33 protein-coding genes, 3 tRNA genes and 1 pseudogene are annotated in these 26,678 nt (G+C 65.3%); 18 read left to right on the top strand and 19 right to left on the bottom strand.

All coding sequences use genetic code 11. From position 1 onward, the window contains the following. Positions 1–4 precede the first annotated feature (4 nt). The 7 genes from ACSQ89_RS08995 to ACSQ89_RS08965 all read left to right on the top strand — a co-directional run bounded on the left by ACSQ89_RS08995 (position 5) and on the right by ACSQ89_RS08965 (position 5,289). The gene (locus ACSQ89_RS08995) at positions 5–1,417 is read left to right on the top strand and encodes a multicopper oxidase family protein (RefSeq protein WP_093102142.1); all 1,413 of its coding nucleotides are present in this window, start codon (positions 5–7) and stop codon (positions 1,415–1,417) included. Between the two features lie 33 nt (positions 1,418–1,450). Continuing rightward, the gene (locus ACSQ89_RS08990; RefSeq protein WP_436290747.1) at positions 1,451–1,936 is read left to right on the top strand and encodes a cupredoxin domain-containing protein; all 486 of its coding nucleotides are present in this window, start codon (positions 1,451–1,453) and stop codon (positions 1,934–1,936) included. A 35-nt stretch (positions 1,937–1,971) separates the two neighbouring features. Next, positions 1,972–2,322, top strand: coding sequence for a copper-binding protein (locus tag ACSQ89_RS08985; protein ID WP_436290748.1), 351 nt, complete (start codon positions 1,972–1,974; stop codon positions 2,320–2,322). 51 nt (positions 2,323–2,373) lie between these two features. After that, entirely contained in the window at positions 2,374–3,198 is an 825-nt protein-coding gene (locus ACSQ89_RS08980) for a methyltransferase, TIGR04325 family (RefSeq protein WP_093102137.1), read from the top strand. 130 nt (positions 3,199–3,328) lie between these two features. Continuing rightward, positions 3,329–4,474, top strand: coding sequence for a glycosyltransferase family 4 protein (locus ACSQ89_RS08975; protein ID WP_170855460.1), 1,146 nt, complete (start codon positions 3,329–3,331; stop codon positions 4,472–4,474). 76 nt (positions 4,475–4,550) lie between these two features. Next, complete coding sequence (locus tag ACSQ89_RS08970; protein ID WP_093102134.1) at positions 4,551–4,841, top strand: hypothetical protein; 291 nt, start codon at positions 4,551–4,553, stop codon at positions 4,839–4,841. Continuing rightward, the gene (locus tag ACSQ89_RS08965; protein ID WP_436290749.1) at positions 4,828–5,289 is read left to right on the top strand and encodes a methyltransferase family protein; all 462 of its coding nucleotides are present in this window, start codon (positions 4,828–4,830) and stop codon (positions 5,287–5,289) included. Before ACSQ89_RS08970 ends, ACSQ89_RS08965 begins: the two co-directional genes overlap by 14 nt. A gap of 41 nt (positions 5,290–5,330) precedes the next feature. Here the strand turns inward: ACSQ89_RS08965 and ACSQ89_RS08960 are convergent, their stop codons facing one another. Further along, positions 5,331–5,606, bottom strand: coding sequence for a GDCCVxC domain-containing (seleno)protein (locus tag ACSQ89_RS08960; protein ID WP_093102131.1), 276 nt, complete (start codon positions 5,604–5,606; stop codon positions 5,331–5,333). Next, a complete protein-coding gene (gene merC / locus ACSQ89_RS08955) occupies positions 5,603–6,025 on the bottom strand; it encodes an organomercurial transporter MerC (RefSeq protein ID WP_436290750.1) in 423 nt (140 codons plus the stop codon). Before merC ends, ACSQ89_RS08960 begins: the two co-directional genes overlap by 4 nt. A 66-nt stretch (positions 6,026–6,091) precedes the next feature. Between merC and merR the strand changes: the two genes are divergently transcribed. Then, positions 6,092–6,496, top strand: a complete 405-nt coding sequence (gene merR / locus ACSQ89_RS08950; protein WP_093102128.1) for an Hg(II)-responsive transcriptional regulator — start codon at positions 6,092–6,094, stop codon at positions 6,494–6,496. Positions 6,497–6,522: 26 nt separating this feature from the next. Here merR and ACSQ89_RS08945 read toward each other — a convergent pair whose 3' ends face one another. The 3 genes from ACSQ89_RS08945 to ACSQ89_RS08935 all read right to left on the bottom strand — a co-directional run bounded on the left by ACSQ89_RS08945 (position 6,523) and on the right by ACSQ89_RS08935 (position 9,789). Next, entirely contained in the window at positions 6,523–8,157 is a 1,635-nt protein-coding gene (locus ACSQ89_RS08945; RefSeq protein WP_436290751.1) for a hypothetical protein, read from the bottom strand. Between the two features lie 163 nt (positions 8,158–8,320). Further along, on the bottom strand, positions 8,321–9,109 hold the full coding sequence (locus ACSQ89_RS08940) for a CHAP domain-containing protein (RefSeq protein WP_436290752.1): 789 nt from the start codon (positions 9,107–9,109) through the stop codon (positions 8,321–8,323). 218 nt (positions 9,110–9,327) lie between these two features. Continuing rightward, the gene (locus ACSQ89_RS08935) at positions 9,328–9,789 is read right to left on the bottom strand and encodes a hypothetical protein (protein WP_093102123.1); all 462 of its coding nucleotides are present in this window, start codon (positions 9,787–9,789) and stop codon (positions 9,328–9,330) included. 283 nt (positions 9,790–10,072) lie between these two features. Between ACSQ89_RS08935 and ACSQ89_RS08930 the strand changes: the two genes are divergently transcribed. The 4 genes from ACSQ89_RS08930 to ACSQ89_RS08915 all read left to right on the top strand — a co-directional run bounded on the left by ACSQ89_RS08930 (position 10,073) and on the right by ACSQ89_RS08915 (position 12,269). Continuing rightward, positions 10,073–10,690 (top strand): DUF1294 domain-containing protein, encoded by a 618-nt coding sequence (locus tag ACSQ89_RS08930; RefSeq protein ID WP_436290754.1) that lies wholly within the window; start codon positions 10,073–10,075, stop codon positions 10,688–10,690. A gap of 63 nt (positions 10,691–10,753) precedes the next feature. Further along, on the top strand, positions 10,754–11,203 hold the full coding sequence (locus tag ACSQ89_RS08925) for a hypothetical protein (protein WP_436290755.1): 450 nt from the start codon (positions 10,754–10,756) through the stop codon (positions 11,201–11,203). Further along, on the top strand, positions 11,200–11,793 hold the full coding sequence (locus ACSQ89_RS08920; protein ID WP_436290756.1) for a DUF4272 domain-containing protein: 594 nt from the start codon (positions 11,200–11,202) through the stop codon (positions 11,791–11,793). The genes ACSQ89_RS08925 and ACSQ89_RS08920 overlap by 4 nt, the downstream gene beginning before the upstream one ends. Positions 11,794–11,819: 26 nt before the next feature. Further along, positions 11,820–12,269: a hypothetical protein gene (locus ACSQ89_RS08915; RefSeq protein ID WP_093102118.1), complete on the top strand. Its 450-nt coding sequence runs from the start codon at positions 11,820–11,822 to the stop codon at positions 12,267–12,269. A gap of 70 nt (positions 12,270–12,339) precedes the next feature. On the opposite strand, the gene ACSQ89_RS08910 is transcribed toward ACSQ89_RS08915, so the two are convergent. The 9 genes from ACSQ89_RS08910 to folC form a co-directional block, all read right to left on the bottom strand. Continuing rightward, positions 12,340–12,416: transfer RNA gene (locus ACSQ89_RS08910), tRNA-Asp, on the bottom strand. Positions 12,417–12,487: 71 nt separating this feature from the next. Then, positions 12,488–12,563: transfer RNA gene (locus ACSQ89_RS08905), tRNA-Glu, on the bottom strand. Between the two features lie 51 nt (positions 12,564–12,614). Further along, positions 12,615–12,690, bottom strand: a tRNA-Ala gene (locus ACSQ89_RS08900). Positions 12,691–12,724: 34 nt separating this feature from the next. Next, entirely contained in the window at positions 12,725–14,113 is a 1,389-nt protein-coding gene (gltX, locus tag ACSQ89_RS08895) for a glutamate--tRNA ligase (protein WP_436290757.1), read from the bottom strand. Then, positions 14,110–15,324, bottom strand: a complete 1,215-nt coding sequence (locus tag ACSQ89_RS08890; protein WP_093102114.1) for an O-succinylhomoserine sulfhydrylase — start codon at positions 15,322–15,324, stop codon at positions 14,110–14,112. Before ACSQ89_RS08890 ends, gltX begins: the two co-directional genes overlap by 4 nt. 15 nt (positions 15,325–15,339) lie before the next feature. Beyond that, complete coding sequence (gene purF / locus ACSQ89_RS08885) at positions 15,340–16,860, bottom strand: amidophosphoribosyltransferase (protein WP_093102112.1); 1,521 nt, start codon at positions 16,858–16,860, stop codon at positions 15,340–15,342. A gap of 12 nt (positions 16,861–16,872) precedes the next feature. Beyond that, on the bottom strand, positions 16,873–17,358 hold the full coding sequence (locus ACSQ89_RS08880) for a CvpA family protein (protein ID WP_093102111.1): 486 nt from the start codon (positions 17,356–17,358) through the stop codon (positions 16,873–16,875). A 7-nt stretch (positions 17,359–17,365) separates the two neighbouring features. Beyond that, positions 17,366–18,223 carry an SPOR domain-containing protein gene (locus ACSQ89_RS08875; RefSeq protein ID WP_436290758.1) on the bottom strand — a complete coding sequence of 286 codons (858 nt, stop codon included), beginning with the start codon at positions 18,221–18,223 and terminating at the stop codon, positions 17,366–17,368. Between the two features lie 61 nt (positions 18,224–18,284). Further along, a complete protein-coding gene (gene folC, locus ACSQ89_RS08870) occupies positions 18,285–19,580 on the bottom strand; it encodes a bifunctional tetrahydrofolate synthase/dihydrofolate synthase (RefSeq protein ID WP_436290759.1) in 1,296 nt (431 codons plus the stop codon). Positions 19,581–19,626: 46 nt separating this feature from the next. Between folC and ACSQ89_RS08865 the strand changes: the two genes are divergently transcribed. The 4 genes from ACSQ89_RS08865 to argG all read left to right on the top strand — a co-directional run bounded on the left by ACSQ89_RS08865 (position 19,627) and on the right by argG (position 22,375). After that, positions 19,627–19,983, top strand: coding sequence for an ArsC family reductase (locus ACSQ89_RS08865; RefSeq protein ID WP_093102662.1), 357 nt, complete (start codon positions 19,627–19,629; stop codon positions 19,981–19,983). A 77-nt stretch (positions 19,984–20,060) separates the two neighbouring features. Further along, positions 20,061–20,627, top strand: a complete 567-nt coding sequence (locus tag ACSQ89_RS08860; RefSeq protein WP_093102106.1) for a hypothetical protein — start codon at positions 20,061–20,063, stop codon at positions 20,625–20,627. Positions 20,628–20,699: 72 nt separating this feature from the next. Continuing rightward, entirely contained in the window at positions 20,700–21,023 is a 324-nt protein-coding gene (locus tag ACSQ89_RS08855) for a pyrimidine/purine nucleoside phosphorylase (protein ID WP_436290760.1), read from the top strand. A 14-nt stretch (positions 21,024–21,037) separates the two neighbouring features. Beyond that, entirely contained in the window at positions 21,038–22,375 is a 1,338-nt protein-coding gene (gene argG, locus ACSQ89_RS08850) for an argininosuccinate synthase (protein WP_436290761.1), read from the top strand. Positions 22,376–22,394: 19 nt separating this feature from the next. On the opposite strand, the gene ACSQ89_RS08845 is transcribed toward argG, so the two are convergent. Both ACSQ89_RS08845 and murB read right to left on the bottom strand, forming a co-directional pair. Next, positions 22,395–23,195: a glycine-rich domain-containing protein gene (locus ACSQ89_RS08845; RefSeq protein ID WP_436290762.1), complete on the bottom strand. Its 801-nt coding sequence runs from the start codon at positions 23,193–23,195 to the stop codon at positions 22,395–22,397. Continuing rightward, positions 23,192–24,244, bottom strand: coding sequence for a UDP-N-acetylmuramate dehydrogenase (gene murB / locus ACSQ89_RS08840; RefSeq protein WP_436290763.1), 1,053 nt, complete (start codon positions 24,242–24,244; stop codon positions 23,192–23,194). Before murB ends, ACSQ89_RS08845 begins: the two co-directional genes overlap by 4 nt. Before the next feature lie 44 nt (positions 24,245–24,288). Here murB and ACSQ89_RS08835 point away from each other — a divergent pair, with 44 nt between their 5' ends. Next, entirely contained in the window at positions 24,289–24,774 is a 486-nt protein-coding gene (locus ACSQ89_RS08835) for a YajQ family cyclic di-GMP-binding protein (protein ID WP_126838876.1), read from the top strand. A 7-nt stretch (positions 24,775–24,781) separates the two neighbouring features. Further along, positions 24,782–25,423 carry a retropepsin-like aspartic protease family protein gene (locus ACSQ89_RS08830; RefSeq protein WP_093102097.1) on the top strand — a complete coding sequence of 214 codons (642 nt, stop codon included), beginning with the start codon at positions 24,782–24,784 and terminating at the stop codon, positions 25,421–25,423. Here the strand turns inward: ACSQ89_RS08830 and ACSQ89_RS08825 are convergent. The 3 genes and pseudogenes from ACSQ89_RS08825 to ACSQ89_RS08815 all read right to left on the bottom strand — a co-directional run. Beyond that, on the bottom strand, positions 25,417–25,770 hold the full coding sequence (locus ACSQ89_RS08825) for a RidA family protein (protein ID WP_436290764.1): 354 nt from the start codon (positions 25,768–25,770) through the stop codon (positions 25,417–25,419). The genes ACSQ89_RS08830 and ACSQ89_RS08825 overlap by 7 nt on opposite strands. A gap of 6 nt (positions 25,771–25,776) precedes the next feature. Beyond that, positions 25,777–26,418, bottom strand: coding sequence for a glycerol-3-phosphate 1-O-acyltransferase PlsY (gene plsY / locus ACSQ89_RS08820; RefSeq protein WP_093102094.1), 642 nt, complete (start codon positions 26,416–26,418; stop codon positions 25,777–25,779). A 19-nt stretch (positions 26,419–26,437) separates the two neighbouring features. Next, positions 26,438–26,563 (bottom strand): annotated as a pseudogene (locus ACSQ89_RS08815) (Cys-tRNA(Pro) deacylase); the annotation flags it as partial. Positions 26,564–26,678 lie beyond the last annotated feature (115 nt).

Below are 26,678 nucleotides of genomic sequence, written 5' to 3'. Positions count from 1 at the left end.
CAACATGACAAACAGACGCAACTTTCTCAGCGGTGCAGGCGCCATCACGGGCGCCATCGCCGCCGCTTCGGTCGGCAAGGTGGCGATGGCTGCCTTGCCCGAGCCCGTGCTCCAGACGAAACCCGACACGATGCCGCCGCTGGCGCCATCCACCGGGCGGTCATACAACCCCGTCGTCACGCTCAATGGCTGGACGCTGCCCTGGCGCATGAACAGCGGCGTCAAGGAGTTCCACCTGGTGGCCGAGCCCGTGGTGCGCGAGATGGCGCCCGGCTTCAAGGCCCACCTGTGGGGCTACAACGGCCAGTCGCCGGGGCCCACCATCGAAGTGGTCGAGGGCGACCGCGTGCGCATCTTCGTCACCAACAAACTGCCCGAGCACACCAGCATCCACTGGCACGGCCAGCGCATTCCCAACGGCATGGATGGTGTGACCGGCCTGACGCAGCCGGCCATCCAGCCCGGCAAGACCTTCGTCTACGAGTTCGTCGCGCGCCGCCCTGGCACCTTCATGTACCACCCGCATGCGGACGAGATGACGCAGATGGCGATGGGGATGATGGGCTTCTGGGTCACGCATCCCAAGGCCAGGCACCCGCTGATCGACGAGGTCGACCGCGACTTCGTCTTCTTGCTCAATGCCTACGACATCGAGCCCGGCAGCGCGACGCCCAAGATCATGACCATGCTGGACTTCAACCTGTGGTCCTGGAACAGCCGCATTTTTCCGGGCATCGATTCGCTCAACGTGCGGCTGAACGACAAGGTGCGCATCCGCTTCGGCAACCTGACGATGACGAACCACCCGATGCATCTGCACGGCCACGAGTTCGTGGTCACGGGGACCGATGGCGGCCCGACACCGAAGAGCAGCCGCTGGCATGAAGTGACGACCGATGTGGCGGTCGGCCAGATGCGCCAGATCGAGTTCCTTGCGGACGAAGAGGGCGATTGGGCCTTCCATTGCCACAAGAGCCACCACACGATGAACGCGATGGGCCATGACGTGCCGACCATGATCGGCGTGGACCACCGTGACGTGGTCAAGAAGATCACCAAGCTGGTCCCGGACTACATGGTGATGGGCGAGCGCGGCATGGCCGACATGGGCGAGATGGAGATGCCGCTGCCCGACAACACCGCGCGAATGATGAGCGGCGAAGGCCCGTTCGGCTCCGTCGAGATGGGCGGCATGTTCAGCGTCGTCAAGGTGCGCAGGGGACAGAGGCCCGGCGACTACTCGAACCCAGGTTGGTTCAAGCATCCCAAAGGCCAGGTCGCGTACGAATTCAACGCGACGATGCCCGAGGCACCGCGCGCCAAGGGCGCCGGTTCAGCTGCCATGCCCGCGCAAAACATGCCCGCCAAAAACATCGAGGTCCAAGTCCGCAAGCCCAGCGGTCACTCGGGCCATTGATTTCTTCTTTAACCACCCTCTGAAAGGACTTTCATGAAAACCCTCCGCTACATCGCTTTGGCTGCGTTGAGCGCTTTGGCTACAACAGGCGTCCATGCCTCCGGCACGCATGCCGGCGGTCACCACTCCGAAGCGCTCATCGGCAAGCCCGGCGTCGTCGCCAAGGCGACCCGCACGGTCAAGGTCGACATGACCGACGGCATGCGCTTCAGCCCGGCCAGCATCGATGTGAAGCAGGGCGAGACCGTGCGCTTCGTGGTCACCAACTCCGGCAAGCTCAAGCACGAGCTGGTGCTTGGCACCGAGAAGGAGCTGAAGGAGCACTACGAAGTCATGAAGAAGAATCCGGAGATGGAACACGCCGATCCGAACATGGTGACGCTCGCCGCCGGCAAGACCGGCGAAGTGGTCTGGCAATTCACGAAGGCAGGCAAGGTGGACTTCGCCTGCCTGCAGCCGGGCCACTACGACGCCGGCATGAAAGGCGCCGTCAACGTAACCAAGGCCGCTCGCAAGTAGCGCCACCCTCGCCCCACTCCATCGAAGGAACTCACATGATCGACATTCGTACCGCTCTCGCCGCCACCATTGCTGCGCTCGCCCTCTCAGGTTTGGCCTCCGCACAGACTGGCAGTGGCACCGCCGCACCGACTGCAGGTGCTGCGCCATCGTCCGCTGCCAGCGACCTCGCCGAGGGCGAGGTCCGCAAGGTGGACAAGGAAAGCAAGAAGCTCACGCTCAAGCATGGTCCTCTGAAGAGTCTCGACATGCCTGGCATGACGATGGTCTTCCAAGTGAAGGACGACGCTATGCTGGACAAGGTCCAGGCCGGGGACACGATCCGTTTCCAGGCCGAGAAGATCGACGGCAAATTCACCATCACCAAGCTCGAAGCGGCGCGCTAGGCCTCAGAGTGCGCCGCTCGCAACGGCGCAACTTCCGGAAAGGAGGTTCCAATGACACACGCGAGTGCTGCGCAGATCATGCGCGAGCTACTGGAAGGACCGGTCGCTCGACCCGCGTTGCTGCGGTGGCGGCGACAGCAATTCCTCGCCAAGGAAGGATTCGGCTTCTATTTTGGGGTGTTCGAGAGCTTTGCGGCCGCGCGCGAATGGCTGCCGCCGAATCCGGGATTCAATCACGACACATTGGCCACCGAGTATGTCGAGGTCCGGACCCGGCAGGTATTTACCTATGACTATCCGATGATGTGGTGGCTTGACCGAGCGTTTCGTCACGGCGCCGCGAGCGTGCTCGATATCGGCGGCTCGGTCGGCGTTCACTACCACGCGTATCGGTCATACATCGATATGCCATCGGCGCTGACATGGCGCATTGTCGAAGTTCCGGCAATGGTCGCCATCGGCCGCAGGCTGGCTGCAGAACGCGGGGCGATGGCACTGAGCTTCACCGACGATCTGGAAGAGGGCCTGACCAGCGCCGGCGCTGACATCTGGATCTCATCAGGTGCTCTTCATTACATGGAAGATGCGCGGCCGAGCGATCTGCTCAAGCGATGCCTTGAGGCGCCCATGCACATCCTTCTCAACAAGCTGCCGCTCTACGAAGGCGATGACTTCGTCACCACGCAGAACATCAGCGAAGGCTGTTTTGCACCCATGCATGTTTTCAACCGCGATCGATTGATACGCAGCATCGAAGCATTGGGCTACCACCTTCGGGATCGATGGGCAGTCCACGAGCGGTCGCTGTACCTGCCGGGCTACCCGGAACGCTCATTTCCGTCCTTCACAGGTCTGTATTTCGCGGCCGAGTCGTAATCAGCCGCCCCGCTCGCCGGAGTTTCGGCACATCCCAAGGAGATCGAGATGCCACATGAAAGATGCACCGAATGCATCGAGGCCTGCAGCGACTGCGCGGTCCGGCGGCATCGATGAGGGCCGCCAACCCATGAAGATCCTGCTGATAGGCAACTATGTGCCTGACAATCAGACCAGCATGCGAGCTTTCATGCGAGTCCTTGAGCGTGAGTTGTCGAACCAGGGTTGCGAGCTGCGCATCCTCACGCCTAAGCGGTGGCTGCAGCGCGTGCCACAAACGTCCCTCTTGTGGAAGTGGCTTGGCTACTTAGACAAGTTCGTCCTTTTCATCCCTACGCTTGCTACGCAGTCGCGTTGGGCGGACGTCGTTCACATTTGCGATCACTCCAACAGTATGTACGTGCGCTGGGTGAAAAGCAGCCCGACGGTCATCACCTGCCACGATGTCATCGCCGTGCAGGCCGCCAGAGGCATGGTGCAAGGGTGGAACGTCGGTTGGAGCGGACGCGTGTTCCAGCGGCTCATCGCGTCGGGACTTGCGAAGGCCGACCTGATCGCCTGCGTCTCGCACATGACGCGACGTGAGCTGCTGGGCTTGAAGTTCGCGGATGAGCGTAGGGTGACAACGGTGCTCAACGGCCTCAACGACAGCTTCTATCTTGTCCAGCCAGAGGAAGCCGACGCACTGATCGAGCGTTTCGGGTTGTGCGCAAACGACAAGTACCTGATCCATGTCGGCTCGGACTTGCCGCGCAAGAATCGCAAGGCGGTCGTCGAGACGTTCATTGCGCTGCAGCAGCGTGCTGCTGCATGCGGCGGCCCTCCTATCGTGCAGCACCTGGTTTTCGTGGGGCCGAGTTTGGAGACAGACCTGATCGACTTGGCATCCCACCATGGCGTTGCGGATCGGATAAGGACCTTGCAACACGTCTCCCATGAGGAACTGCGCGCGCTCTACGCCAGGGCCACGGCCTTGTTGTTCCCTTCCCTGCAGGAAGGGTTCGGCTGGCCGTTGATCGAGGCGCAGGCCTGCGGCTGCCCGGTCTTCACGTCCGACCTGGCGCCGATGAATGAGATCGGAGGCCCTGGCGTGTGCTACGTGGATCCACACAATCCCGAAGCCATGGCCCAGGCCATCGAGCAGGCGGCTGGGCGATTTGAGGAGATGCGCGCCTTGGGATTGGAGAACGCTCTGCAGTACTCGGCGGCACAGATGATGGCGAACTACCTCGCTGCATATCGCCGCGTGCTGGGAGCACGGCAGCGCCGCCAATAGGGCCGCGCGGGTCGCGACGGTGCGCTTCGATCGTCTCGTTCCACAGCTTCGGCATCACCCCAATATACGTGACGACATGACACCCCGCCTCCGCAAGTTCGCGCTCATCGTACATGTCGTCTCCTCGGTCGGCTTGCTCGGCGCGATCGCCAGCTTCCTGGCTCTCGCCATTGCCGGTGTGACCAGTCAAAACGCTCAAATGGCGCGCGCCGCCTATCTCGCGATGGAGTTGATCGCCGCCGGCGGCCTGCTGGTGTTGCTCGTGCCCGCCGTGCTGTCGGTTTACAAGCCGCGGGGCAGGACCCAGTACGGAGTGCGTAAAGAGCACGAGCAGCGTGCGTTGTTGCAGCCCCATGAACTCGCTTGAGCTGAAGGTCCCGCCTCCTGCAGTGGCGCTGCTTTTCGGCGTCCTCATGTGGCTCGTGTCCTCACTGGTCGCGCCGCTTGAAGTGCCGTCTGGCCCTCGCGTATCGGTTGCCCTTGTTCTTGCTTCAGTTGGCCTGGCTTTCGGCGTCGCGGGCATGGTCTCCTTCTGGCGAGCAAGAACCACGATGAATCCAATCAAGCCTATGGCTACATCGTCTCTGGTCACCAGCGGTGCCTTCCGCTTCACACGCAATCCCATGTACCTGAGCCTTCTGCTCTACCTGCTTGCGTGGGCCGTGTACTTGTCAAACGTGTGGGCCTTGCTCTTTGTGCCCGTGTTCGTGCTCTACATCAACGAGTTCCAGATCAAGCCTGAGGAGCGCGCGTTGTCCTCGCTGTTTGGTCCAGAGTACGCCGCATACAAGGAAAGGGTTCGCCGGTGGCTGTGATGCACAAACCCCTCCATCCAATGGCTACGTCGTGGCGGCGGTCAAGTAATCTGGGCACGATCTGCGGGGATGGCGCGCAGGCCCTCCCCGCAACATTGCCTCCGCGCCTGGACCGGCGGGCACTTCACCGAGCCGAATGAGCAGAACACGCAGCAATCGCCGGGCTGCGGTCGCAGCAGGGTCTTGCAGTTCTCGCATTCATAGAAGAACTGGCAGGCGTCGACGGGCATGTCCTCGCGTTTCGCGTGGCCGCAGTGCGGGCATGTCAGCACCGAGTCGAGAACCAAGGCGCTGCGCGAGTTCTGTCCTCCCGTCATGGGCGCGCCTGCCCGGTCCCGCAGCCATCTGTGCTGCAGTGCTTGTTCGCGGGCGACAAAAGATCCCACAGCGAGACGCCGACCATGAAGGCCAGCCCCGTGTACAGCAGCCTGGCGGTCCACCACTGGCCGAAGAACAGCAGCATGGCCGCGAGCACGATCGCCGGGCCGATCCTGCCCAGCAGGCTGCGATGCCACTGACGATGGCTGAACCAGCCGACGGCGTTGGCGACCAGGGCGACGGCCGCGAACAGTGGAAGCAGGGTGTTGAGGAACAGGCCCTCGTAAGCGCTGAAGATGCCCAGGCCTGCGGCGGCGCCGAGGCCCGCCAGGGCCGGAAAGCAGGCCGGGCACGACGCTGCAGAGACAACGCTGCCCAAGGCACCGGCCTTGTCGGCCACACGCGTGATCCATTCCATTGATCGGGTCCTTGCCTCTTCGATGAGCCCACAATACTCCCGTACTCAAGTACGGAGTCAACCGGTATGGAACAGGCAATCGACACCCTGAGCATCGGCGCCTTTGCTGAGAGGGCCGGCGTCAATGTGGAGACCATCCGGTTCTACCAGCGCAAGGGACTGCTGCCGGAACCAGAGAAGCCATACGGCAGCATCCGGCGCTACGGCAAGGCCGATGTGGCGCGGGTCCGATTCGTCAAGTCTGCCCAGCGCCTGGGCTTCAGCCTCGACGAGGTCGCCGGTTTGCTCACCCTGGACGATGGCGCGCATTGCGACGAGGCGCGCCAACTCGCGGAGCAAAAGCTCGCCGACGTACGTGCCAAGCTGGCGGACCTGCATCGCATCGAGTCGGTCCTGGCCACGTTGGTGGACGACTGCTGCGCGAGCCGCGGCAGGGTGTCTTGCCCATTGATCGCTGCGCTGCAGGGCTAGTGCGTTGAGAGGAGTATCTGCCGCAACTACCAGTTGACTGGCTTCAGGTCGGGCCCAACGATGTGATCAGGGTGGGCCGGGCCGGCATGGTTCACGTCATGCGTGAAATGCGCGCCATACCAGACCACGACATCGTGGTTCGATATGGCCTCGCCATTGACCCATCGATCGATGTCGGCCTCGTACGGCGGGCCAATCGCGACGGAACCGTCATCGATCTCGCTACCCCGGTAGCGCAGTATCCAGACGTCTCCGCGACCAAAGGGCGCATCTGGCTCGGCGCCGGCGACCCCGTCGCTCGCGTTCGGGATGATTTCGTAGCCCTCCCGGCTGACGGTGTTCTCCACGCGCCACTTGCGCTTGCGCGCAAAGTCGCGCGCCCTGCGGATCTCGAATGACTTGGTGTGCCACTTGCTCGATCCGACCAAGGGCGGATCATTGAACTCTCGCACTCGATTGTTGCCCGCGGTCCGAATATCGAAGTCCAGGCGCCAGTAGACATGGTGATGGTGCACGTTGCACACGCACTGGCTCTCGACGGCGGCAAAACCAAAGCGCGGTCGAATGGTGCCGTTGGTACCAAGGCGCCACTCACTGATGTAGCGGTACCAGCCCGCTTCCATTTCACTCACGAGGACCACCTCGTTGGCGCGCACGTAGATGCCGACCCCGAGAAAATTCCCGGTGTCAGAGGCCGTGTCCATGATGGTCGAGGCGGGCGCCGAACAGAGACGGAAGCCCGGCGCCACGTCGATGCCTTGTGCCTGGATCATTCCTTCCTGGTATTGCCAGTCGCGATAGGGACCACAGGCGTCCGCGTCGTACTTGACGTTCAGGATCGGCACATGGGCTCGGTACAGAACGCGCTTGCCCTTGTAGTCGACGAAGCGCAGTTCGATGCCCGAGCCGTTAGTGCCACTTGACGCGGCCGGGCGTACGGCGAGGAAGCGCCACAGGGTCTGGCTGCCTTGAGTCACTGTCACCCAGACTTGGCCGGCCGTGCCCTTGGCGGCCGTGGCCTGATTGGCATCATGCGGCACGCCGCACAACCCGCCTCCGTGAGGACGCGCGTTGCCAGGCGCACGCCCCTCGAATCGAGTCACTGCGCGCGCCGCTAGATCGACAGCGACGATCTCGTGCTCCGCGTTGGGGCCCCGGGGGAGCAAGCCGACGGCGATACGCCGTTCGATGCTTCCGTCGGGCAACTCGGTCAGCGAAAGAGCCGGGATCGGCTGGTATGGCTCTGACTGGCCGCCAGCGAGAGCAGCACCCAAGGCTGCATCACGGCGCACGATCTTGACGGCAGCGGCGAATTCGGCATCCGACGGCGGCGGGGGAAGGGCCGATTCGGTCAGCGACAGTTTGCGCGGCGCGCTGAGCAGCCCTTCGGCCAAGATTGTGCGATGACGTTTGTCGTCATACAGGGTGGCACGGAACGCGCTCGGCGGTTTGGGCCTGCCGCCTTTGGCCGGCTCGGCTTCCTCCAGCGCCTCGACGTACAGGAGCCGTGCCCTGGAATGCCCGACGTAGTCGAGCAGCGCGGGATTGAGCGACAAGCGCTCGCCGATCGACGCCAGTTCTTCGCTGGTGGGCCCGAAGGACTTGATGGCGATCTTGATCCCTTGGGCAGACGAATTCCCCGTTGCGCTGGGCTTGACCATGACATCCTCACTCTTCTTTGGTGGACATAAGCACACAGTGCTCTTCTTCGACCGGCCACTGATGGCAAAGGCGATCGAGAAATCCTACGCACGACAATCGGCGCGCGCATCCACCATTCGATGGGCGCCGAATGGCTAGCAAACATGCGACAACGGCCTCCTCTCAGCCGACCAGCGTGTAGTCGATGAAGCCCTTGTTGATCTCCCCTACCTTGCGGGTCAGCCGGTAGACGCCGCCGCCTTCGCGCGTCTTGCTCGCATCGGTATTGCCCTCGATGGTGCTCAGCATGCCGGCTTCGACCGCATCGACCAGGCCGGTGTGGCCGCGGCCCTTTCCGTGGTCCATGATGAAGATCATTCCGGGCTTCACCAACGTCGGGTCGTCCGTGGCCTCGGCCGCGCGGATGCGTGCCGCGCCTCTGGAAGGCGCCTTGTTCCAGTGATCGAGACAACCGGCGGTGCGCACCATGGGATTCTTCGGCCGGCCCAGCTTCTTCGACGCCTCGTCGAAGCAGTAGTAGACGAAGGCGCAGCACCACGGCAAGCCGGGTGACGCCCCTGTCCGCGCGAGGTACTTTTCGACGTCGGGGCCGCGATTCGAGTTCATCGGGATCTCGCGCACTTCCTTCGCCTCTTCGCCTGCCGCGACCGCCAGCACTTGCGCCAGCAGATCACTGCCCGCAACGTTGTCGGATGCGATGGTGCCCAGGCCGAACAGGGCGCCCCAGGTCAGCGAGCCGATCTCGCCGTCCTGCTTCAACGGACGGCCTGCCGGATCGACATGGCGGGCCTGGAAGAGCTTGACCACGCGCTTCATGTCGGCGTCGAATGCGGTGCCCTGCGGATCGAGATTGCTTTCGCCCGCCATCATTCGATTGAGCTGGCCGCGCACGGCCTGGACGACCGAGGCATCCGCCTCCCCGAGCTTGACGACGCGTCCGGGATATTCCATGGGCTTCTCCTTGCTGGTGCGGACTCAGCTTAGGTTTGCCCTCACGGAAATTCATCTGGCAAACGGCGTATCCCGGAATGCCGCACCGATCTGCTCGCCGAGCGCCAGCAGCAGCGCACTCAGCTCGGGCGCTATTTCGGCATCGCCTTCGACCACATCAACCAGTTCGCCGAAGGAAGGTTGAAAGAAGCGCTCAATCCCTCGGTATTGCCGGCGGCCTAGGGCTTGTCTTCGGGGACCTGGCCGAAACGCTGAAACATGGCGGACCCGAGCCGTTTGATCTCCATCATCGCATCGGTCTTCGGTGCTTCTTCCCCGGCAAGAACGGCCGCCGCATGCGAAGCGGAGGCGCTTGCCCTTCGCGCGCGGTTCGCGCACTTGGCGAGCTCCTGCTTGCGCTCGCTCAGCGTGAAGTAGGCGGCGTCCCTCAGCAAGGTCTCGGCAACCCGCAGCGCGGCCTCTGCGGCACTCAGGCTCATGTGGATGCCGGCACGTACGCGATTGCCGTAATCGTTCTCTTCCTTGAGCCGAAGTTCCGCCTCCTGCTGGGATGAAGGGAGGACGCCCAGATCGGTGGGAGCAAAGTAGGGCACGGCCTGCACCCCAAGACTTCGACCCGCAATCACCTCTTCGATGGCGATCCTTGCTTTCTCGATCGTTTCCAGATCCAGATTTTCCATGGCAGCCTCTTTTTGCGACAGGCTCGAGTGTGGGGCGAGCAGCGCTGATGCGCACGTCTTCTGCACGGGAAACTCGGGCAACTCGTCAATTTTTGGCAACAGAGGATTCGCGCAGCCGCGACCGAAAAATGCTCGGCCGCACAAAGGTAGAACTTAACTACTGATTCGAGGATCTCTTCGAGCCGGACGCCAAGTTATCCTGTCATCCCGCCCGTCTCGCACGAGTACTTCCACGTCGCCCGCTCCTCACGCCAAGCGCTAGCCCCTCATCACGACTCCCGACATGCGCTTTGAAGGAACTCTCAAGACATGGAACGACGAACGCGGCTTCGGATTCATCGAGTCCAGTCAAGGCGGACAAGAGATCTTCGTTCACGTCAAGGCGTTCAAGGCCCGAACTGGCCGGCCGCAGATCAATCAGGTGCTCTCGTTCGAGATTGAACTCGGGCCTCAGGGCAAGAAGCGTGCAAAGAACGTTGCGCCCGTGCAGCCCGTCCGCAGGCGCCCCAATGCGCGTGGCGAATCTCCGGCACAGTGGGGAACCGCCTCGCTGTTCGCCATTCCTGTCTTCTTGATCCTGTTCGTCGCAGTCAGCTTGCTCTGGAGACCACCTCTCTGGTTTGCCGCTGTCTACGTCGTGGGCAGTGCGCTGACGTTCCTGGCATACGCAGTCGACAAGTCGGCTGCACGCCGCCAAGCTTGGCGCACGTCGGAAAGCACTCTTCACCTTCTGGCCCTTGCTGGCGGATGGTCAGGCGCGCTCCTCGCGCAACAGCTCTTGCGTCACAAGTCCACCAAGGCTGAGTTCCGCAGCGTATTCTGGGCAACGGTCGTCCTCAATGCGCTTGGCTTCGTGGCTTTGTGCTCTCCGCTGGGTAGTTCATTGTGGGCGCGAGCCTGAGGTCGAGTCCTGAACGTCGCCTATGCTCGGCCAGCCGCGCATGTCAAACATTGGGTTTCTCGCATGCCATCAACAAGTCTGGCGCTGTATATCTTTCTCATTTGGTCTGGCGTTCGCGCCGTGCTGCTTGCGGCTTCGCTGCTAGGAGGCAAACCCCTGCCCGCCCTACTCTTGGCCGTGGAGAAGGTCGAGCCATCGGTGCAAGGGGAAGAGAAGAGCGAAATGGCAAAGGGGTTCCTGTGGATCAGCGTGGTTTGGTTCGTTGCCGTCACAGCCGTCGCGGCATTTGCCTACAACTCAGCCTCAAGCGGCAGCACGTGGGGCCTGGCCATCTTCGTTGCCATAGGAGGTTGGTCGCTCTATGAAGCCGCATCGAGTCCCATTGTTCTCGGTCGCATGTACCCAGGCTCCATCGGATGGAAGGACTGGCTGGCCGCCGTCATGGGGTCGGCGATCTGGGTCCTTCTCTTCGTCGTACTGTTCGCTCGGCGGTTTGGCCCTTTGGTGTCATGACACAGCGGTCGATTGAGATCGGGGGTGAAGAAGGCGACGTACCGCGCTCGCTTGGCGAGGTGCTGGACCGCACACTTGCCTTGGGTGCTGCCGTAGCCGCGAGCTTTGGAGCACCGGCAGCCGAGCTTGTTGCATGGTTGCACGAGTCGAATCTCGAAACGGCGCTCACGCCGGAAGAGCGTTCCTTTCTTGGAAAGGATGCCCGCAACGCCAAGCAAGTTGCCAACATGTCGTGGCAAAGCGAGCGGCTCCTCGTTCTCCTGTGGGCTCTCCGCAAGATTGAGGAGATACCGTCTCCTGCGGAGCAGTGCCGCCTCGGAACGCTGGAAGAACTGCTGCCGCCGTACGGAGATCAGTCGCTTGCCGTGTTTCGCGAATCCGCTCGCCTTCGATCGGAGGACGAACTGTTCGACGCAGCGGTCGACCTTCAAACGCTCCACGCACTCGCAAGGCAGAGGACGAAAGAGCCAAGCCACCGTGCAAGTGAGCCGGCGTTGGACATCGAGGTCGTACAGGAACGTCACCACGCGATCAATTGGCTCGTCGGGTACGAAGCTCAGTCCTGGAATGAGATCACAACTGACACCTGACAGACCTCTCCCTTGGAACGCAACGCATGCAAGCCACCATCGCCACACGCAAGCCGGTCGACGAACTCACGGCCTCGGACCTCGAGGCGTTCCCCGTGTGGGAGTTCGCCATGGACGAAGAGGAAGTCGAAGAACAGGACGAAACCTGGGTGAAGCCCGTGCCAACCTCCGAAGTGCCGGCCGACGGCTTCTCACTCAGTGTGGCCGCTGTCCTCAAGCTGGCCAACGGGCGTGTCTATCCTGGCGTGGTGTTCTGCGACACACATGCCGGCCTCGACATAGCGGCGGTTGCGCTTCTAACCACGGGAGGTCGCGTCCTGTTTTCGAAGAATGATTCGCCATCCGAAATCCGGCGCAGCCTGAAGCGGCTTGGGCTCGGCCGTCAGCATGTCTTCCCGCTGGACTTTTGCACTCGTGTGCCCTTGGCGCGCACAGGCATCCTGGAGCGCGGCACCTTCAACTCGTCGCATGCATAGTGCCAAGATTCCAAAAACAAAAATGGGTCACAGCGATGAAGCTGCAACCCATTGATCTCTTTGAGGAATCTGGCGGAGTGGACGGGACTCGAACCCGCGACCCCCGGCGTGACAGGCCGGTATTCTAACCAACTGAACTACCACTCCTGGTAGACAACGTTCGCTCCATATGGAGCCAAGTGCTGCGACTTGTGCCCGCTTCACCGAGCGGTGAAAACTGGCGACCCTACGGGGATTCGAACCCCGGTAGCCACCGTGAAAGGGTGGTGTCCTAGGCCTCTAGACGATAGGGTCAAAACCTTCGGAACCGCGCTGCGATCAGCGCTTGTTTTCTCGACGCCCTGATGGTGGAGGTAAGCGGGATCGAACCGCTGACCTCTTGCATGCCATGCAAGCGCTCTCCCAGCTGAGCTATACCCCCTTGGGTGTCGAGCCTCAAATTATAGCCTGAAAAATCAGGCTGCTTTCAATCTCGTGACGACTGTTTCACGAGAAAAGAGTGAGAGCACCGCGTCGAGCGACGGCGTCTGTGGCGTTCCCATCACGAGCACGCGCACCGGCATCGCGAGCGCGGGCATCTTGAGGCCATGCGCGGCCAGCACTTCCTTGATGGCGGCTGCGATCGCGGCCTTGTCCCACGCGACGCTTGCGAGCTTGTCGGCCAGCGTGGCGATCGCGGGGCGCACGGCCTCGGTCACATGCTGCGCGCGATCGGTTTCGCTCGGCGCGACGTCGGCGTAGAAGGCCGCGGCCCAGTTCGCGAGTGCGACCGTGGTGTCGCAGCGGTCCTTGAAGAGACCGCAGATCGCAGGCAGCCGATCGTCGGCCGCGATGCCGCGCTTCTGCAGTTGCGACGCGACCAGCGGCGCCAGCGCGTCGTCGGCCATCGCCTTCAGATGCTGCGCATTGACCCAGCGCAGCTTGGCCTCGTCGAACTGCGCCGCGCTGCGGCCCAGGTGGTCGAGGTTGAACCACTCGATGAACTGCGCGCGCGTGAAGATCTCGTCGTCGCCATGGCTCCAGCCGAGGCGCGCGAGGTAGTTGACCATCGCATCGGGCAGGAAGCCTTCGTCGCGGAACTGCGTGACAGGCTTGGCGCCGTTGCGCTTGCTCATCTTCTCGCCCTGCTCGTTGAGCACGGTCGGCAGGTGGGCATAGACCGGCGGCTCCTTGCCGAGCGCACGGAAGATGTTGATCTGGCGCGGCGTGTTGTTGACGTGGTCGTCGCCGCGGATCACGTGCGTGATGGCCATGTCGATGTCGTCGACCACGACGCAGAAGTTGTAGGTGGGCGTTCCGTCGGGGCGCGCGATCACGAGGTCGTCGAGCTCGTCGTTGCCGATCTCGATGCGGCCCTTGACCTTGTCGTCCCAGGCCACCACGCCGCCCTGCGGATTGCGAAAGCGCAGCACCGGCTGCACGCCTTCGGGCACCGGGGGCAGCGTCTTGCCGGGCTCGGGGCGCCAGGTGCCGTCGTAGCGCGGCTTCTGCTTGGCGGCCATCTGCTTCTCGCGCAGCGCGTCGAGCTCGGCCACGCTCATGTAGCAGGGGTAGAGCTGGCCCGCGGCCTGCAGCTCGGCCAGCACCGCCTTGTAGCGGTCCATGCGCTGCATCTGGTAGTAGGGGCCCTCGTCATGATCGAGGCCCAGCCATTGCATGCCTTCGAGGATCACGTCGACGGCCGCCTGCGACGAACGCTCGACGTCGGTGTCCTCGATGCGCAGGACGAAGTCGCCGCCCGTGGAGCGCGCGAAGGCCCATGGGTAGAGGGCGGAGCGGATGTTGCCGAGGTGGATGAAGCCGGTCGGCGAGGGAGCGAAGCGGGTGCGGGTCTTTTGCGTCATGCGAGGGTGCTCAAGCCGCGCAGCAGGTCGGCCTTGATGTCGTCGATATGGTCCAGCCCGACCGCCACGCGGACCAGGCCCTGGCCGATGCCGGCCGCTTGGCGCTGCGCCTCGGTGAGGCGGCCGTGCGAGGTGGTGGCCGGATGGGTGATGGTGGTCTTGGTGTCGCCCAGGTTGGCGGTGATGCTCAGCACACGCGTGCTGTCGATCACGTGAAAAGCGTTGGCGCGCGCCGCTGCGGGATCGCCGCCCTGCACGTCGAAGGACACCACCGCCCCGCCCTGCCCCGACTGCTGGCGCATCGCGAGCTCGTGCTGCGGATGCGAGGCCAAGCCCGGGTAGTAGACGCGCGTGATGCCCGGCTGCGTTTCGAGCCATTGCGCGAGCGCGAGCGCAGCGGCGCAATGCGCCTGCATGCGGATGCCCAGCGTTTCGAGCCCCTTGAGCACGATCCAGGCGTTGAAGGGCGACAGCGCCATGCCCGCGGTGCGCACCACCGGGCCGAATACGTCGTTGACGAGCTTCGCGGGGCCGCAGATGGCCCCGGCCAGCACGCGGCCCTGCCCTTCGAGGTACTTGGTGCCCGAATGGATCACGAGGTCGGCCCCGAGCTCGGTCGGCCGCTGCAGCGCCGGCGAGCAGAAGCAGTTGTCGACCGCGAGCAGCGCACCTGCATCATGCGCGAGATCGGCCAGCGCGCGGATGTCGCACACGTCGGTCAGCGGGTTGGTCGGCGTCTCGGCGAAGAGCAGCTTGGTGCTCGGCCGCATGGCCGCCTTCCATTCGGCGACATCGGTCTGCGAGACGAAGGTGGTCTCGACGCCGAACTTGCCGAACTCGCGCCCGATCAGGTTGAGCGTGGAGCCGAACACCGAGCGCGAGCACACCACGTGGTCGCCGGCCTTGAGCAGCCCCATGCACATCATGAGGATCGCAGCCATGCCGCTGGACGCGCCGATCGCGGCTTCGGTGCCTTCGAGCGCGGCCAGGCGCTGCTCGAAACTCGCCACCGTCGGGTTCGAGGTGCGCGTATAGGTGAAGCCCTCCTCGGTGCCGGCGAAGCGGCGCGCCGAGGTCTCGGCATCGGGCTGCACGAAGCTGCTCGTGAGGAAGAGCGCCTCCGAGTTCTCGCCGTACTGGCTTCGTTCCAGCGCCGTGCGCACCGCGAGCGTGTCGCGGTGCAGGCCGGGGGGCAGGGATCGATCGGTCACGTCGTGGTTCTTCTTCTATTCGCTCAGATTGGGCAGCGCGAGGCGCGAGGAGTCTTCCTCGGTTTCCTCGATGCGGGGACGGTTGCCGTTCATGCGCGTGATGGCCTCGGTGTCGATGTCGCCGGTCACGTAGACGCCATCGAAGCACGAGGCATCGAAGCCGTCGAGCTTCAACGTCCCCGCCGTGCCCGGCATGGCCTTCAGGATGGCGCGCTTCATGCCTTCGACGTCCTGGTAGATCAGCGCGTCGCAGCCGATCAGCTCGCGGATCTCTTCGATGGTGCGGTCGTGCGCAACCAGCTCGTCCTTGGTCGGCATGTCGATGCCGTAGACGTTGGGGTAGCGCACCGGCGGCGCCGCGCTGGCGAGATAGACCTTGCGTGCGCCGGCCTCGCGCGCCATCTGCACGATCTCGCGGCTGGTGGTGCCGCGCACGATCGAGTCGTCGACCAGGAGCACGTTGCGGCCCTTGAACTCGCTCGCGATCACGTTGAGCTTCTGGCGCACCGACTTCTTGCGCACGCCCTGCCCCGGCATGATGAAGGTACGGCCCACGTAGCGGTTCTTCACGAAGCCTTCGCGGTACGGAACGCCCAGCAGGTGCGCCAGCTGCGTCGCGCTCGGGCGGCTCGATTCGGGGATCGGGATGATCACGTCGATCTCGTTCGGCGGCACCGTCGAGACCACGCGCTTGGCCAGCGTTTCGCCCAGGTTCAGCCGCGCCTGGTAGACCGAGATGCCATCGAGCACCGAGTCGGGCCGCGCCAGGTAGACGAACTCGAAGATGCACGGGTTCAGGGTCGGCGCCTCGGCGCACTGCTCGGCGTGCACCTGGCCCTGCAGGTCGACGAACACGGCCTCGCCCGGCGCGATGTTGCGTTCGAACACATGGCCCGAGCCTTCGAGCGCCACCGACTCGCTGGCCACCATCACGGTGCCGTCGGCGTTGCGGCCCATCGCCAGCGGCCGGATGCCGTAAGGGTCGCGGAACGCGAGCAGACCGTGGCCTGAAATCAGCGCCACCACGGCATAGGAGCCGCGCAGCCGCCGGTGCACGTTGCGCACGGCGGCGAACAGCGTCTCGGAAGTGAGCATGCCGTCGCGCGTCGCGCGGTCGAGCTCGTGCGCCAGCACGTTGAGCAGCACTTCGGAATCGCTCTCGGTATTGGTGTGGCGATGGTCGGTCGAGAACAGCTCTGCGCGCAGCGCATGCGCATTGGTGAGGTTGCCGTTGTGCACCAGCACGATGCCGAAGGGGGCGTTCACATAGAAGGGCTGCGCCTCTTCCTCGCTGTAGGCATTGCCGGCGGTCGGATAGCGCACCTGCCCCAGCCCGACGCTGCCCGGCAGCGCCCGCATGTTGCGCGTGCGGAACACGTCACGCACCATGCCCTTGGCCTTGTGCATGAAGAACTTGCGTTCCAGCAGGGTGACGATGCCGGCCGCGTCCTGGCCGCGGTGCTGCAGCAGCAACAGCGCGTCATAGAGCAGCTGGTTGACGGGTGCGTTGCTGACAACGCCGACGATTCCACACATGAAGCGATCCTCTCAGGGCAGGTAGCTTGCCAACTTTTCAGGCAGCGCGGGTTTCAGGCCCTGCAATGCCGCATCGAGAACAATGGCGCTGCGCGATTCGTGCCACCAGACACTGTCGCCCAACGCCAGCAAATGAACCACGACTGCCATGGCCAGCAGGGCGACCGCCCCGCGCGCCACGCCGAAGGCCGCGCCCAGCACGCGATCCACCGGCCGCAGCCCCACGGCCGCGATGAGCTTGCGCGTGATCGCTGCGACCAGCCCCACGCCGAAAGCCACCGCCACGAACACCAGCACGAATCCGGCCGCATAGCGCCAGGTGGCCGCTGGGTCGCCGAAGGGCAGCCAGGCCCCCGCATCGTCCGCCAGCCACTGCGCGCAGAAGAAGGCCGCCACCCAGCCCGCCAGCGAAATCACCTCGAACACCAGGCCGCGCACCAGGCCGAACAGCATCGACACCACCAGCAACACGATGGCGATCCAGTCGAAGAGCGCCACGCCAGTTCTACAAGCTGAGGACGGAGGCCGACAAAGACAAGCCCTTGACGCGGCTCGCCACCTTGTCCGCCTCGGCGCGCGTACCGAAGGGGCCGACGCGCACACGCGTGCGCTGCTCGCCGTCGGCCGTCTTCGCGACGTTGGTGTAAGTCTTGAGCCCGGCCTTTTCCAGCTTCTGCCGCACCTCGCGCGCCTTGTCGGCATCGGCGAAGGCGCCGACCTGGACGACGAAGCGGCCGCTTTCGTCGGCTGCGACGGCGGGCTTGGCTGCTGCTGCGGCGGCGGCTTTGCCTTCGAGCAAGGCACGGGCGCGATTGCCGTCGTCGGCCGGCTTGGCGGGCGGCTTGTCGGGCTTGGCCTCGGCCTTCGCTTCGGGTTTGGCCTCCGGCTTCGGCCTGGGCTCCGGCTTGGGTTCCGGTTTCGCTTCGGCAACCGGTGCGGCCGGCTTGGTGTCGGCGGGCGGTGCCGCGGGTGCTGGCCTGGACGGCGGGATCTCGGCGCCGTCCGCCGATTCGGTGATCATGCCGCCGCCGGAGGGCGCGGCGGCCACGACAGCGCCGGTGTTCGCGCCGGTGGTGGGCGCGGTGGTCGATGCGGGCGCGGGCGTCGAAGGCGGGGCGAGCGGCTTGGTCTTGCTGCGATCCGGAATCTCGATCGGGATGTCGACCGACACGGGGCGAGGCTGGGTGTCGAACAACAAGGGGAAGCCGATCACGCCGACCAGCACCAGCACCGCGGCGCCCAGAAGCCGGTGCCGCGCGCGGCGGCGCATCGCCTCGATACTTTCCGCCGGCGCCGCTGCGACGCTGGCGTTTCGCCCTTCGTTGGCCTGCGGACCGCGGCTGCGGAACTTGAAGAACGCCATGTAATTCGTTTCCCTGATGGAGTGCAGCGTGAGTTGGAAAAGGCGCCGGAGATCAGGCCAATCAGGAGCCCGGCGACAAGTGCCTGGCCCCGAGACGAGGTGTTCCGTGCTCGAGCACACCACCCACTGTGAAGAACGATCCGAAGACGACGATTCTATCAGCGGGGCCCGCGCGATCGATGGCCGCCTGCAGGGCCTCCATCGGTGCGGCGTGCACGCTGGCGGAGGCATCGGCGCGCGTGTTCTGCGCCTGCCACCGGGCCAGCAGATCGGCCGCCTTGGCCGCGCGCGCGGTGGGCAGATCGGTGAAGTACCAGCGGTCGATCAAGGGCCCGATGCGGGCGAACATGGGCGCCAGGTCCTTGTCCGCCATCACGCCGAACACGCCATGGGTGGTCGGATAGAAGCCCATCGCGTCGAGGTTCTCCGTCAGCGCCGCGACCGCGTGCGGGTTGTGCGCCACGTCGAGCACCAGCGCCGGCTCGCCCGGAACGATCTGGAAGCGCCCCGGCAGCTCGACCATCGCGAGGCCGGTGCGCACGGCCTGTGCGGTGACAGGCAGCCGCTGCCGCAGCGATTCCAGCGCGGCCAGCACGCCGGCCGCGTTGACCAGTTGGTTGGCGCCGCGCAGTGCCGGGTAGGCCAGCCCGCTGTAGCGCCGGCCGCGCCCGCTCCAGCCCCACTGCTGCTTGTCGCCCGAGACGTTGAAGTCGCGGCCCACGCGCCAGAGGTCGGCGCCGATGGCTTCTGCATGATCGATCACGCTTTGCGGCGGCATCGGGTCGCTGACGATCGCGGGGCGGCCGGCGCGCATGATGCCGGCCTTCTCGAAGCCGATGCTTTCGCGATCCGGCCCGAGAAAATCCATGTGGTCCAGGTCGATGCTGGTGATCACGGCGCAGTCGGCGTCGACGATGTTGACCGCATCCAGCCGGCCGCCGAGGCCGACTTCGAGGATCGCGACGTCGGGCTTGCTCGCCGCCGTGCACAGCAGGATGGCCAGCGTCGTGAACTCGAAATACGTCAGCGCGACCTCGCCGCGGGCCTGCTCCACCGCCTCGAAATGCGCCGACAGCGCATTGCCGTCGACCGCCTCGCCCGAGAGCCGCAGCCGCTCCTCGAAGCGCACCAGGTGCGGCGAAGTGAACACCGCCGTGCGGTAGCCCGCATGGGCGAGGATCGACTCCAGCATCGCGCAGGTCGAGCCCTTGCCGTTGGTGCCGGCCACGGTGATCACCGGGCAGTCGAATGCGAGGCCGAGCTTCAGGGCGACCGCGCGCACGCGGTCGAGCCCGAGCTCGATGTTCTTGGGATGCAGGCGCTCGGCGTGCGCGAGCCAGTCGGCAAGGCTTTTCATGGAGCCCGGAATTGTCGCCGACCCGCCGCGCGGGCATCATCGCGGGATGACAACGCTCTATGGCATCACGAACTGCGACACCGTCAAACGCGCCCGCGCCTGGCTCGACGAGCACGGCGTGGCCTACCGATTCCACGATTTCAAGAAAGAAGGCGTGCCCGAGGACGAGCTCGACCAGTGGTTGCGCGCGCCCGGCTGGGAGGCCCTGGTCAACCGCCGCGGCACCACCTGGCGGCGGCTTGACGACGAAACGCGCGCGTCGGTGGTCGATGCCGCCTCGGCGCGTGCGGCGCTGCTCGCCAACCCCAGCCTGATCAAGCGCCCGGTGGTCAACTGGGGCCCGCAACACGGCGTTAGCACAGGGTTCGACGCCGCCCAATGGAAGAAAGACCACGCCGTGTAAACGGTTGAACCCTGGCCAGCGGCTTGCGTCCAACCGGCTTCAGCGGGGTCTGCGCCCCAACCCTCAGGAGTTCCGACATGCGCACGCAAAAAACCATTCGCAACCTCACGGCCCTTTCGCTCCTGGCAGCGCTGGCCGGCACCGCCAGCCTGGCCCAGGCGGAGCAGGTCTGGGCCCGCGTGATCTCGGCCACGCCCTCGCACGAGGCGACCGGCACCACCCGCTACAACGTCACCTACGAGTACGGCGGCCGGCACTACACCACGGTCACCGACACCCGCCCCGGCGCCAGCATCCCGATCGAGGTCGGCGGCTACGGCGTCGCCACCACCTCGCCCGTGGCGCCTCAGCCCCAGCTGGCGCCGAGCCCCGTCGACGGCGGCCAGCCCGACTGGAACAACGTGGTGCCTGAGCCGGGCGTGGTGGTCTCGGGCGGCGGCGCTCCGGCGCCGGTCTACAGCCAGCCGGTTCCGGTCTACACGCAGCCGGCGCCCGTCTACTACGCCCCGGCCCCGGTGTATGTGGCGCCCGCCTACTATCCGCAGCCCTACATCTATCCGCCGGTGGGCATTTCGCTCAACCTCGGCTATTCGCGCGGATGGGGCGGCGGCTATCGCGGCGGCTACCACGGCCGCTGGCGCTGAGCCCCGGGCCGGAGGGCCTGCCGGCACAGCCTAAAATCACGGGCTTTCCACCGGCGCCAGGCCTTCCTTCCCATGACGACAACCGAATCCCTTCACAGCGCCGCGGTAGCGACCAAGGCGAACGTGTATTTCGACGGCAAGTGCGTGAGCCATAGCCTCACGCTCGCCGACGGCAGCAAGAAATCGGTGGGCGTGATCCTTCCGTCCACCCTCACCTTCAACACCGGCGCGCCCGAAGTCATGGAAGGCACCGGCGGCCGCTGCGAATACCTGCTCTCCGGCAGCAGCGAATGGGCAAGCTCGGGCCCGGGCGAAAAATTCAGCGTGCCGGGCAACTCGAGCTTCCAGATCCGCGTGAGCGGCGAGCCCTACAGCTACATCTGCCATTTCGGCTGAACCGGGATTCCTGCATGTCGACCATTCTTCAGAACGTTCCCGCCGGCCAGAAGGTCGGCATCGCCTTTTCCGGCGGCCTCGACACCAGCGCGGCCCTGCACTGGATGCGCAACAAGGGCGCCATTCCCTACGCCTACACCGCCAACCTGGGCCAGCCCGACGAGCCCGACTACGACGAGATTCCGCGCAAGGCCATGCTCTACGGCGCCGAGAAGGCGCGGCTGGTCGACTGCCGCACGCAGCTCGCCGCCGAAGGCCTTGCCGCGCTGCAGGCCGGCGCCTTCCACGTGACCACCGCCGGCGTCACCTACTTCAACACCACGCCGCTGGGCCGCGCCGTCACCGGCACCATGCTGGTGTCGGCCATGAAGGAAGACGACGTCCACATCTGGGGCGACGGCAGCACCTACAAGGGCAACGACATCGAGCGCTTCTACCGCTACGGCCTGCTCACCAACCCGGCGCTGAAGATCTACAAGCCCTGGCTGGACCAGGTCTTCATCGACGAGCTGGGCGGCCGCGCCGAGATGTCCGAATTCATGCAGAAGGCCGGCTTCGCCTACAAGATGTCGGCCGAGAAGGCCTACTCGACCGACTCCAACATGCTCGGCGCCACGCACGAGGCGAAAGACCTGGAACACCTGAACAGCGGCATGAAGATCGTGCAGCCGATCATGGGCGTGGCCTTCTGGAAGGACGAGGTCGAAGTCAAGCGCGAGGAGGTCACGGTGCGCTTCGTCGAAGGCCGCCCGGTGGCGATCAACGGCGTCGAATACCCGAGCCTGGTCGAGTTGCTGCTGGAAGCCAACCGCGTCGGCGGCCGCCATGGTCTGGGCATGAGCGACCAGATCGAGAACCGCATCATCGAGGCCAAGAGCCGCGGCATCTACGAGGCTCCGGGCCTGGCGCTGCTGTTCATCGCCTACGAGCGCCTGGTCACCGGCATCCACAACGAAGACACGATCGAGCAGTACCGCGACCACGGCCGCCGCCTGGGCCGCCTGCTCTACCAGGGCCGCTGGTTCGACCCGCAGGCCATCATGCTGCGCGAGACGGCACAGCGCTGGGTGGCGCGCGCGGTCACGGGCGAAGTCACGGTCGAGCTGCGCCGCGGCAACGACTACTCGATCCTCAATACGGAGTCGCCCAACCTCACCTACAAGCCCGAGCGGCTGACGATGGAAAAAGGCGAATCGAGCTTCTCGCCGGCCGACCGCATCGGCCAGCTCACGATGCGCAACCTCGACATCGTCGACACGCGCGACAAGCTGGCGATCTATACGCAGGCCGGGCTGCTGTCTTCGGGCCAGGGCGCTTCGCTGCCCCAGCTGAAGAACGACGAACGCGAGTGAGCCTGAGCGGGGGCCGCGGTCAGTCGCCGCCTCCGCCGCAACCGCCGCCGCAGCCCGAACCGGAGTCGCCGCTGCCGCCATCCCCGCCGCTCGACGATTCGCTGCCGCCGAAGCCGCCCGCATCGCCGGAGCCGCCACCCGAATCGCTGAAGCTGGTGCCGCAATGGGCGTCGGAGCCCGCCTGCTGGTCTATCGCCTTGCAGTCCGGCACATACTGGAATCCGCCTTCCACGCCGAACTTGGCATCGAGCGCGAAGAGCAGCGGCAGCCGCGTCGGCGTGCGCGGGTCGATGCTTTCCTCCTTGCAGGCCCAGAACCAGGTGCGGCGCAGGCCGTCGTTGCGGCGCGCATCCCGGCCCAGCACCTCGGCCGGCGTGTGATGCAGCAGCCCGCCGAAGGCGGCGGCGCACCAGCGCTGGTAGCCCTGGGTGTGCAGGATGAACTCGTGCCAGGCGGCATCGACCACCTTGGACGGCATCGCCACGAACTTGCGGTCGCTGCGCAGGTGGGCCATGAAGAACTGGCGCAAACCGCGCAGCACCAGGTCGGTGTCGCGCTCCTGCAGCTGCGGGTAGGCGGCACGCAGCTTGGCGCCGAGAAAGCGCGGAAACGTCGCCTCGCGCACGAACTGGCGTCGCGCGCTCATTTCCCAGGCCTTGAGCGCACCGCCGAGCACCAGCCCGACCATGACGGAGGCGATCAGCGATGCGCCCGTGCGCCAATACACCACGACCACGATGCCCACCAGCCACAAGAGCCGGCGCCCCCACAGCAGCGCCTGGATGCGGCGCCGGAAGTTGAGCTGCAGCAGCTCCGTCACACGACCACCGGCTCCGGCTCCAGCCGGATGCCGAAGCGCTCGTAGACGCTGGTCTGGATCGCCTTGGCCAGCGTCATGACCTCGCCGCCGGTCACCGGGTGCGCCGCTCCACCGCGGTTGACCAGCACCAGCGCCTGCTTCTCGTAGACGCCGGCATTGCCGACCGACTTGCCCTTCCAGCCGCAGGCATCGATCAACCAGCCGGCCGCCAGCTTGATGCTGCCGTCGGCCATCGGGTAGTGCACGATCTTCGGGTCGCGCGCGATGATGTCGGCGCACTGTTCGGGCGTGACGGTCGGGTTCTTGAAGAAGCTGCCGGCATTGCCCAGCACGCGCCAGTCGGGCAGCTTGACCGTGCGGATGGCGCAGACCCAGTCGAAGATCTCGGTCGCGCTGGGCGTGAAGTTGCCGGTTTCGGCCATCTTGCGCTCCAGATCGAGGTAGCCGAGCACCGGCTTCCACGGTCTGGGCAGCCGAAAGCGCACGCGCGTGATCAGCGCCCGCCCGGCCAGGCCGAAATCGTTCTCGCCGCTGGCCGTGTGCTTGAACACCGAGTCGCGGTAGCCGAAGGCGCATTGCGCGGCGTCGAGGGTGAAGCTTCGGCCGGTTTCCAGGTCGATGGCATCGAGCGAATCGAAGCGGTCCTGCAGCTCGACGCCGTAGGCGCCGATGTTCTGCACCGGCGCGCCGCCCACCGTGCCGGGGATCAGCGCCAGGTTTTCGAGGCCGGGATGGCCCTGCTCCAGCGTCCAGCGCACGACCTCATGCCAGGTCTCGCCGGCGCCGGCCTCCACGATCCAGGCGCGCGGCGTCTCTTCCACGAGCCGGCGGCCCTTGATCTCGACCTTGAGCACCAGCGGCTTGACGTCGCCGGTCAGCACGATGTTGCTGCCGCCGCCGAGCACGAACTTGGGCGCGCAGCGCCACTCTGCATCCGCCAGGACCGCCGCCACGTCGGCCTCGCCCGCGACGCGCACCAGGTGCTGGGCGCGCGCGACGATGCCGAAGCTGTTGTGCTGCTGCAGCGGTACGTTGTGCTCCACGATCATGGGAGAATTGTCGCATTCACACAGCGCGAGTCCGAGGAGAGTCCATGCCGTCTTTCGATACCGTCTGCGAGCCCAACCTGCCCGAGGTCAAGAATGCCGTCGAGAACACGGCCAAGGAAATCGCCACGCGTTTCGACTTCAAGGGCACCGCGGCCGCTGTCGAGCTCAAGGACAAGGAAATCACCCTGATCGGCGATGCCGAGTTCCAGCTGGTCCAGGTCGAGGACATCCTGCGCAGCAAGCTCACCAAACGCAGCGTCGACGTGCGCTTCCTCGACAAGGGCGACGTGCAGAAGATCGGCGGCGACAAGGTCAAGCAGGTGATCAAGGTCAAGAACGGCATCGAAAGCGAAACCGCCAAGAAGATCCAGCGCCTCATCAAGGACAGCAAGCTCAAGGTGCAGGCCGCGATCCAGGGCGACGCGGTGCGCGTCACCGGCGCCAAGCGCGATGACCTGCAAGCCGCGATGGCGCTGATCAAGAAGGACGTGCCGGACATGCCGCTGTCCTTCAACAATTTCCGGGACTAGCCCTCCCATGAAGCCCATTCTTCCGGTGCTGCTGCTGGCCGCGGCATGCACCTTCGCGCACGCCCAGTCGGTGATGCTCACCGGCACCATCGGCAGCCGCGCCATCCTGATCGTGGACGGCGGCGCGCCGAAGACGGTGGCCGTGGGCGAGACCTTCCAGGGCGTCAAGCTGCTCTCGCTGGCGGGCGAGCAGGCCACCGTCGAGGCCGGCGGCAAGCGCGTGGCGCTGCGCATGGATACGCCGGTCAGCATCGGCGGTGCCGGTCCGGGCGGTGGCGGCGGCACCCGCATCGTGCTGCCGGTATCGAGCGGCGGGCACTTCATGACGCAGGGCGCCATCAACGGCCGTTCGGTCAACTTCATGCTCGACACCGGCGCCACCAGCATCGCCATGTCGGCCGCCGACGCGCAGCGCATCGGGCTCGATTTCAGCAAGGGGCAGCCGATCCGCATGGGCACGGCCAATGGCATTGCGCTGGGCTATCGCGTGCGCCTCAACTCCGTGCGGGTCGGCGACGTCGAGGTCTACGACGTCGAGGCGGTGGTCTCGCAGCAGCCGATGCCTTATGTGCTGCTGGGCAACAGCTTCATCAGCCGCTTCTCGATGCGGCGCGACGCCGACCAGATGGTTCTCGAAAAACGCTACTGAGCCGCTGCGGTCACGACAATCTCGATCTTGTAGGCCGCCTTGGCCATCGTCGCCTGCACCGTCGCGCGCGGCGGCGTGTGGCCGGCGGGGATCCATGCGTCCCACACCTCGTTCATCGCCGTGATGTCGGTGATGTCGGCCAGAAAGATCTGCGTCATCAGGATGCGCGACTTGTCGCCGCCGGCCTCGGCCAGCAGGCGGTCGACCATCGCGAGCACCTGCGAGGTCTGGCCGCGGATGTCCTGCGTGGTGTCGTCGGGCACCTGGCCCGCGAGGTAGATGGTGCCGTTGTGGACCGCCGTCTCGCTGAGGCGCGGGCCGACGTGAAAGCGCTGAATGGTGCCCATGGCCGTTTACTCCTGTGTCTTTGGTTTCGATCCGAGCCGGGACTCGGTGCCGGCCACGAGCCGGCGGATGTTTTCGCGATGCCGCCAGATCAGCAGCAGGCTGATCGCCACCAGCGCCAGCAGCACCGTGGGATGCAACGGCCAGGCGATGCCGCCGCCGATCAGGTAGTAGGCCGGCGCGAAGAAGGCCGCCACCAGCGAAGCCAGCGACGAATAGCGAAAGAAGACGGCGATGATTAGCCAGGTGGTGCCGGTCGCCAGCCCCAGCAGCCATTCGATGCCGACCAGCGCACCGGCCGCCGTCGCGACGCCCTTCCCGCCTTGGAAACCGAAGAACACCGGGTAGAGATGCCCCAGAAAAGCTGCCAGCCCGGCCAGCGCCGCCGTGCCCGGCCCCATGCCGAAATCGGCGCCGAGCCGATGGACCAGGAACACCGGCACCCAGCCCTTGAGCGCATCGAGCAGCAGCGTCGCGAGCGCGGCGCCCTTGTTGCCCGAGCGCAGCACGTTGGTGGCGCCCGGGTTCTTGCTGCCGTAGCTGCGGGGGTCGGCCATGCCGAGCGACTTGCTGACGATCACCGCGAAGGACAGCGATCCGAGCAGGTAGGACAGAACGATCGCGATGAGCGAGGGAAGATAAGAACTCACGGTGTCTCCAGGCGGCCGGCTATTCTGCCAGCGCGCACTGCACCGGTTTTGCGCCGAGCAGCCGAACGCAAACCTGCGGGTCGATGCCGACCAGGTAGCCCCGCCGTCCGCCGTTGATCGCGATCTTCGGCAGATCGAGGATCGTCGCCTTCACGGGTGTTTCGCTGACGTGGGTCTTCTTGCTCATTCGGCCGCCGCCGGGCCGCCCCAAGGCGGCCGAGCCACCCCCTCGAGGGTGGAGTTACACGCGCGGAGCGCGT

Source organism: Variovorax sp. LjRoot175 (assembly GCF_964253805.1).
Taxonomy (GTDB): domain Bacteria; phylum Pseudomonadota; class Gammaproteobacteria; order Burkholderiales; family Burkholderiaceae_C; genus Variovorax.
The sequence above is the reverse complement of the archived record's forward strand: the minus strand, read 5'-3'. Positions and strand labels throughout refer to the sequence as shown.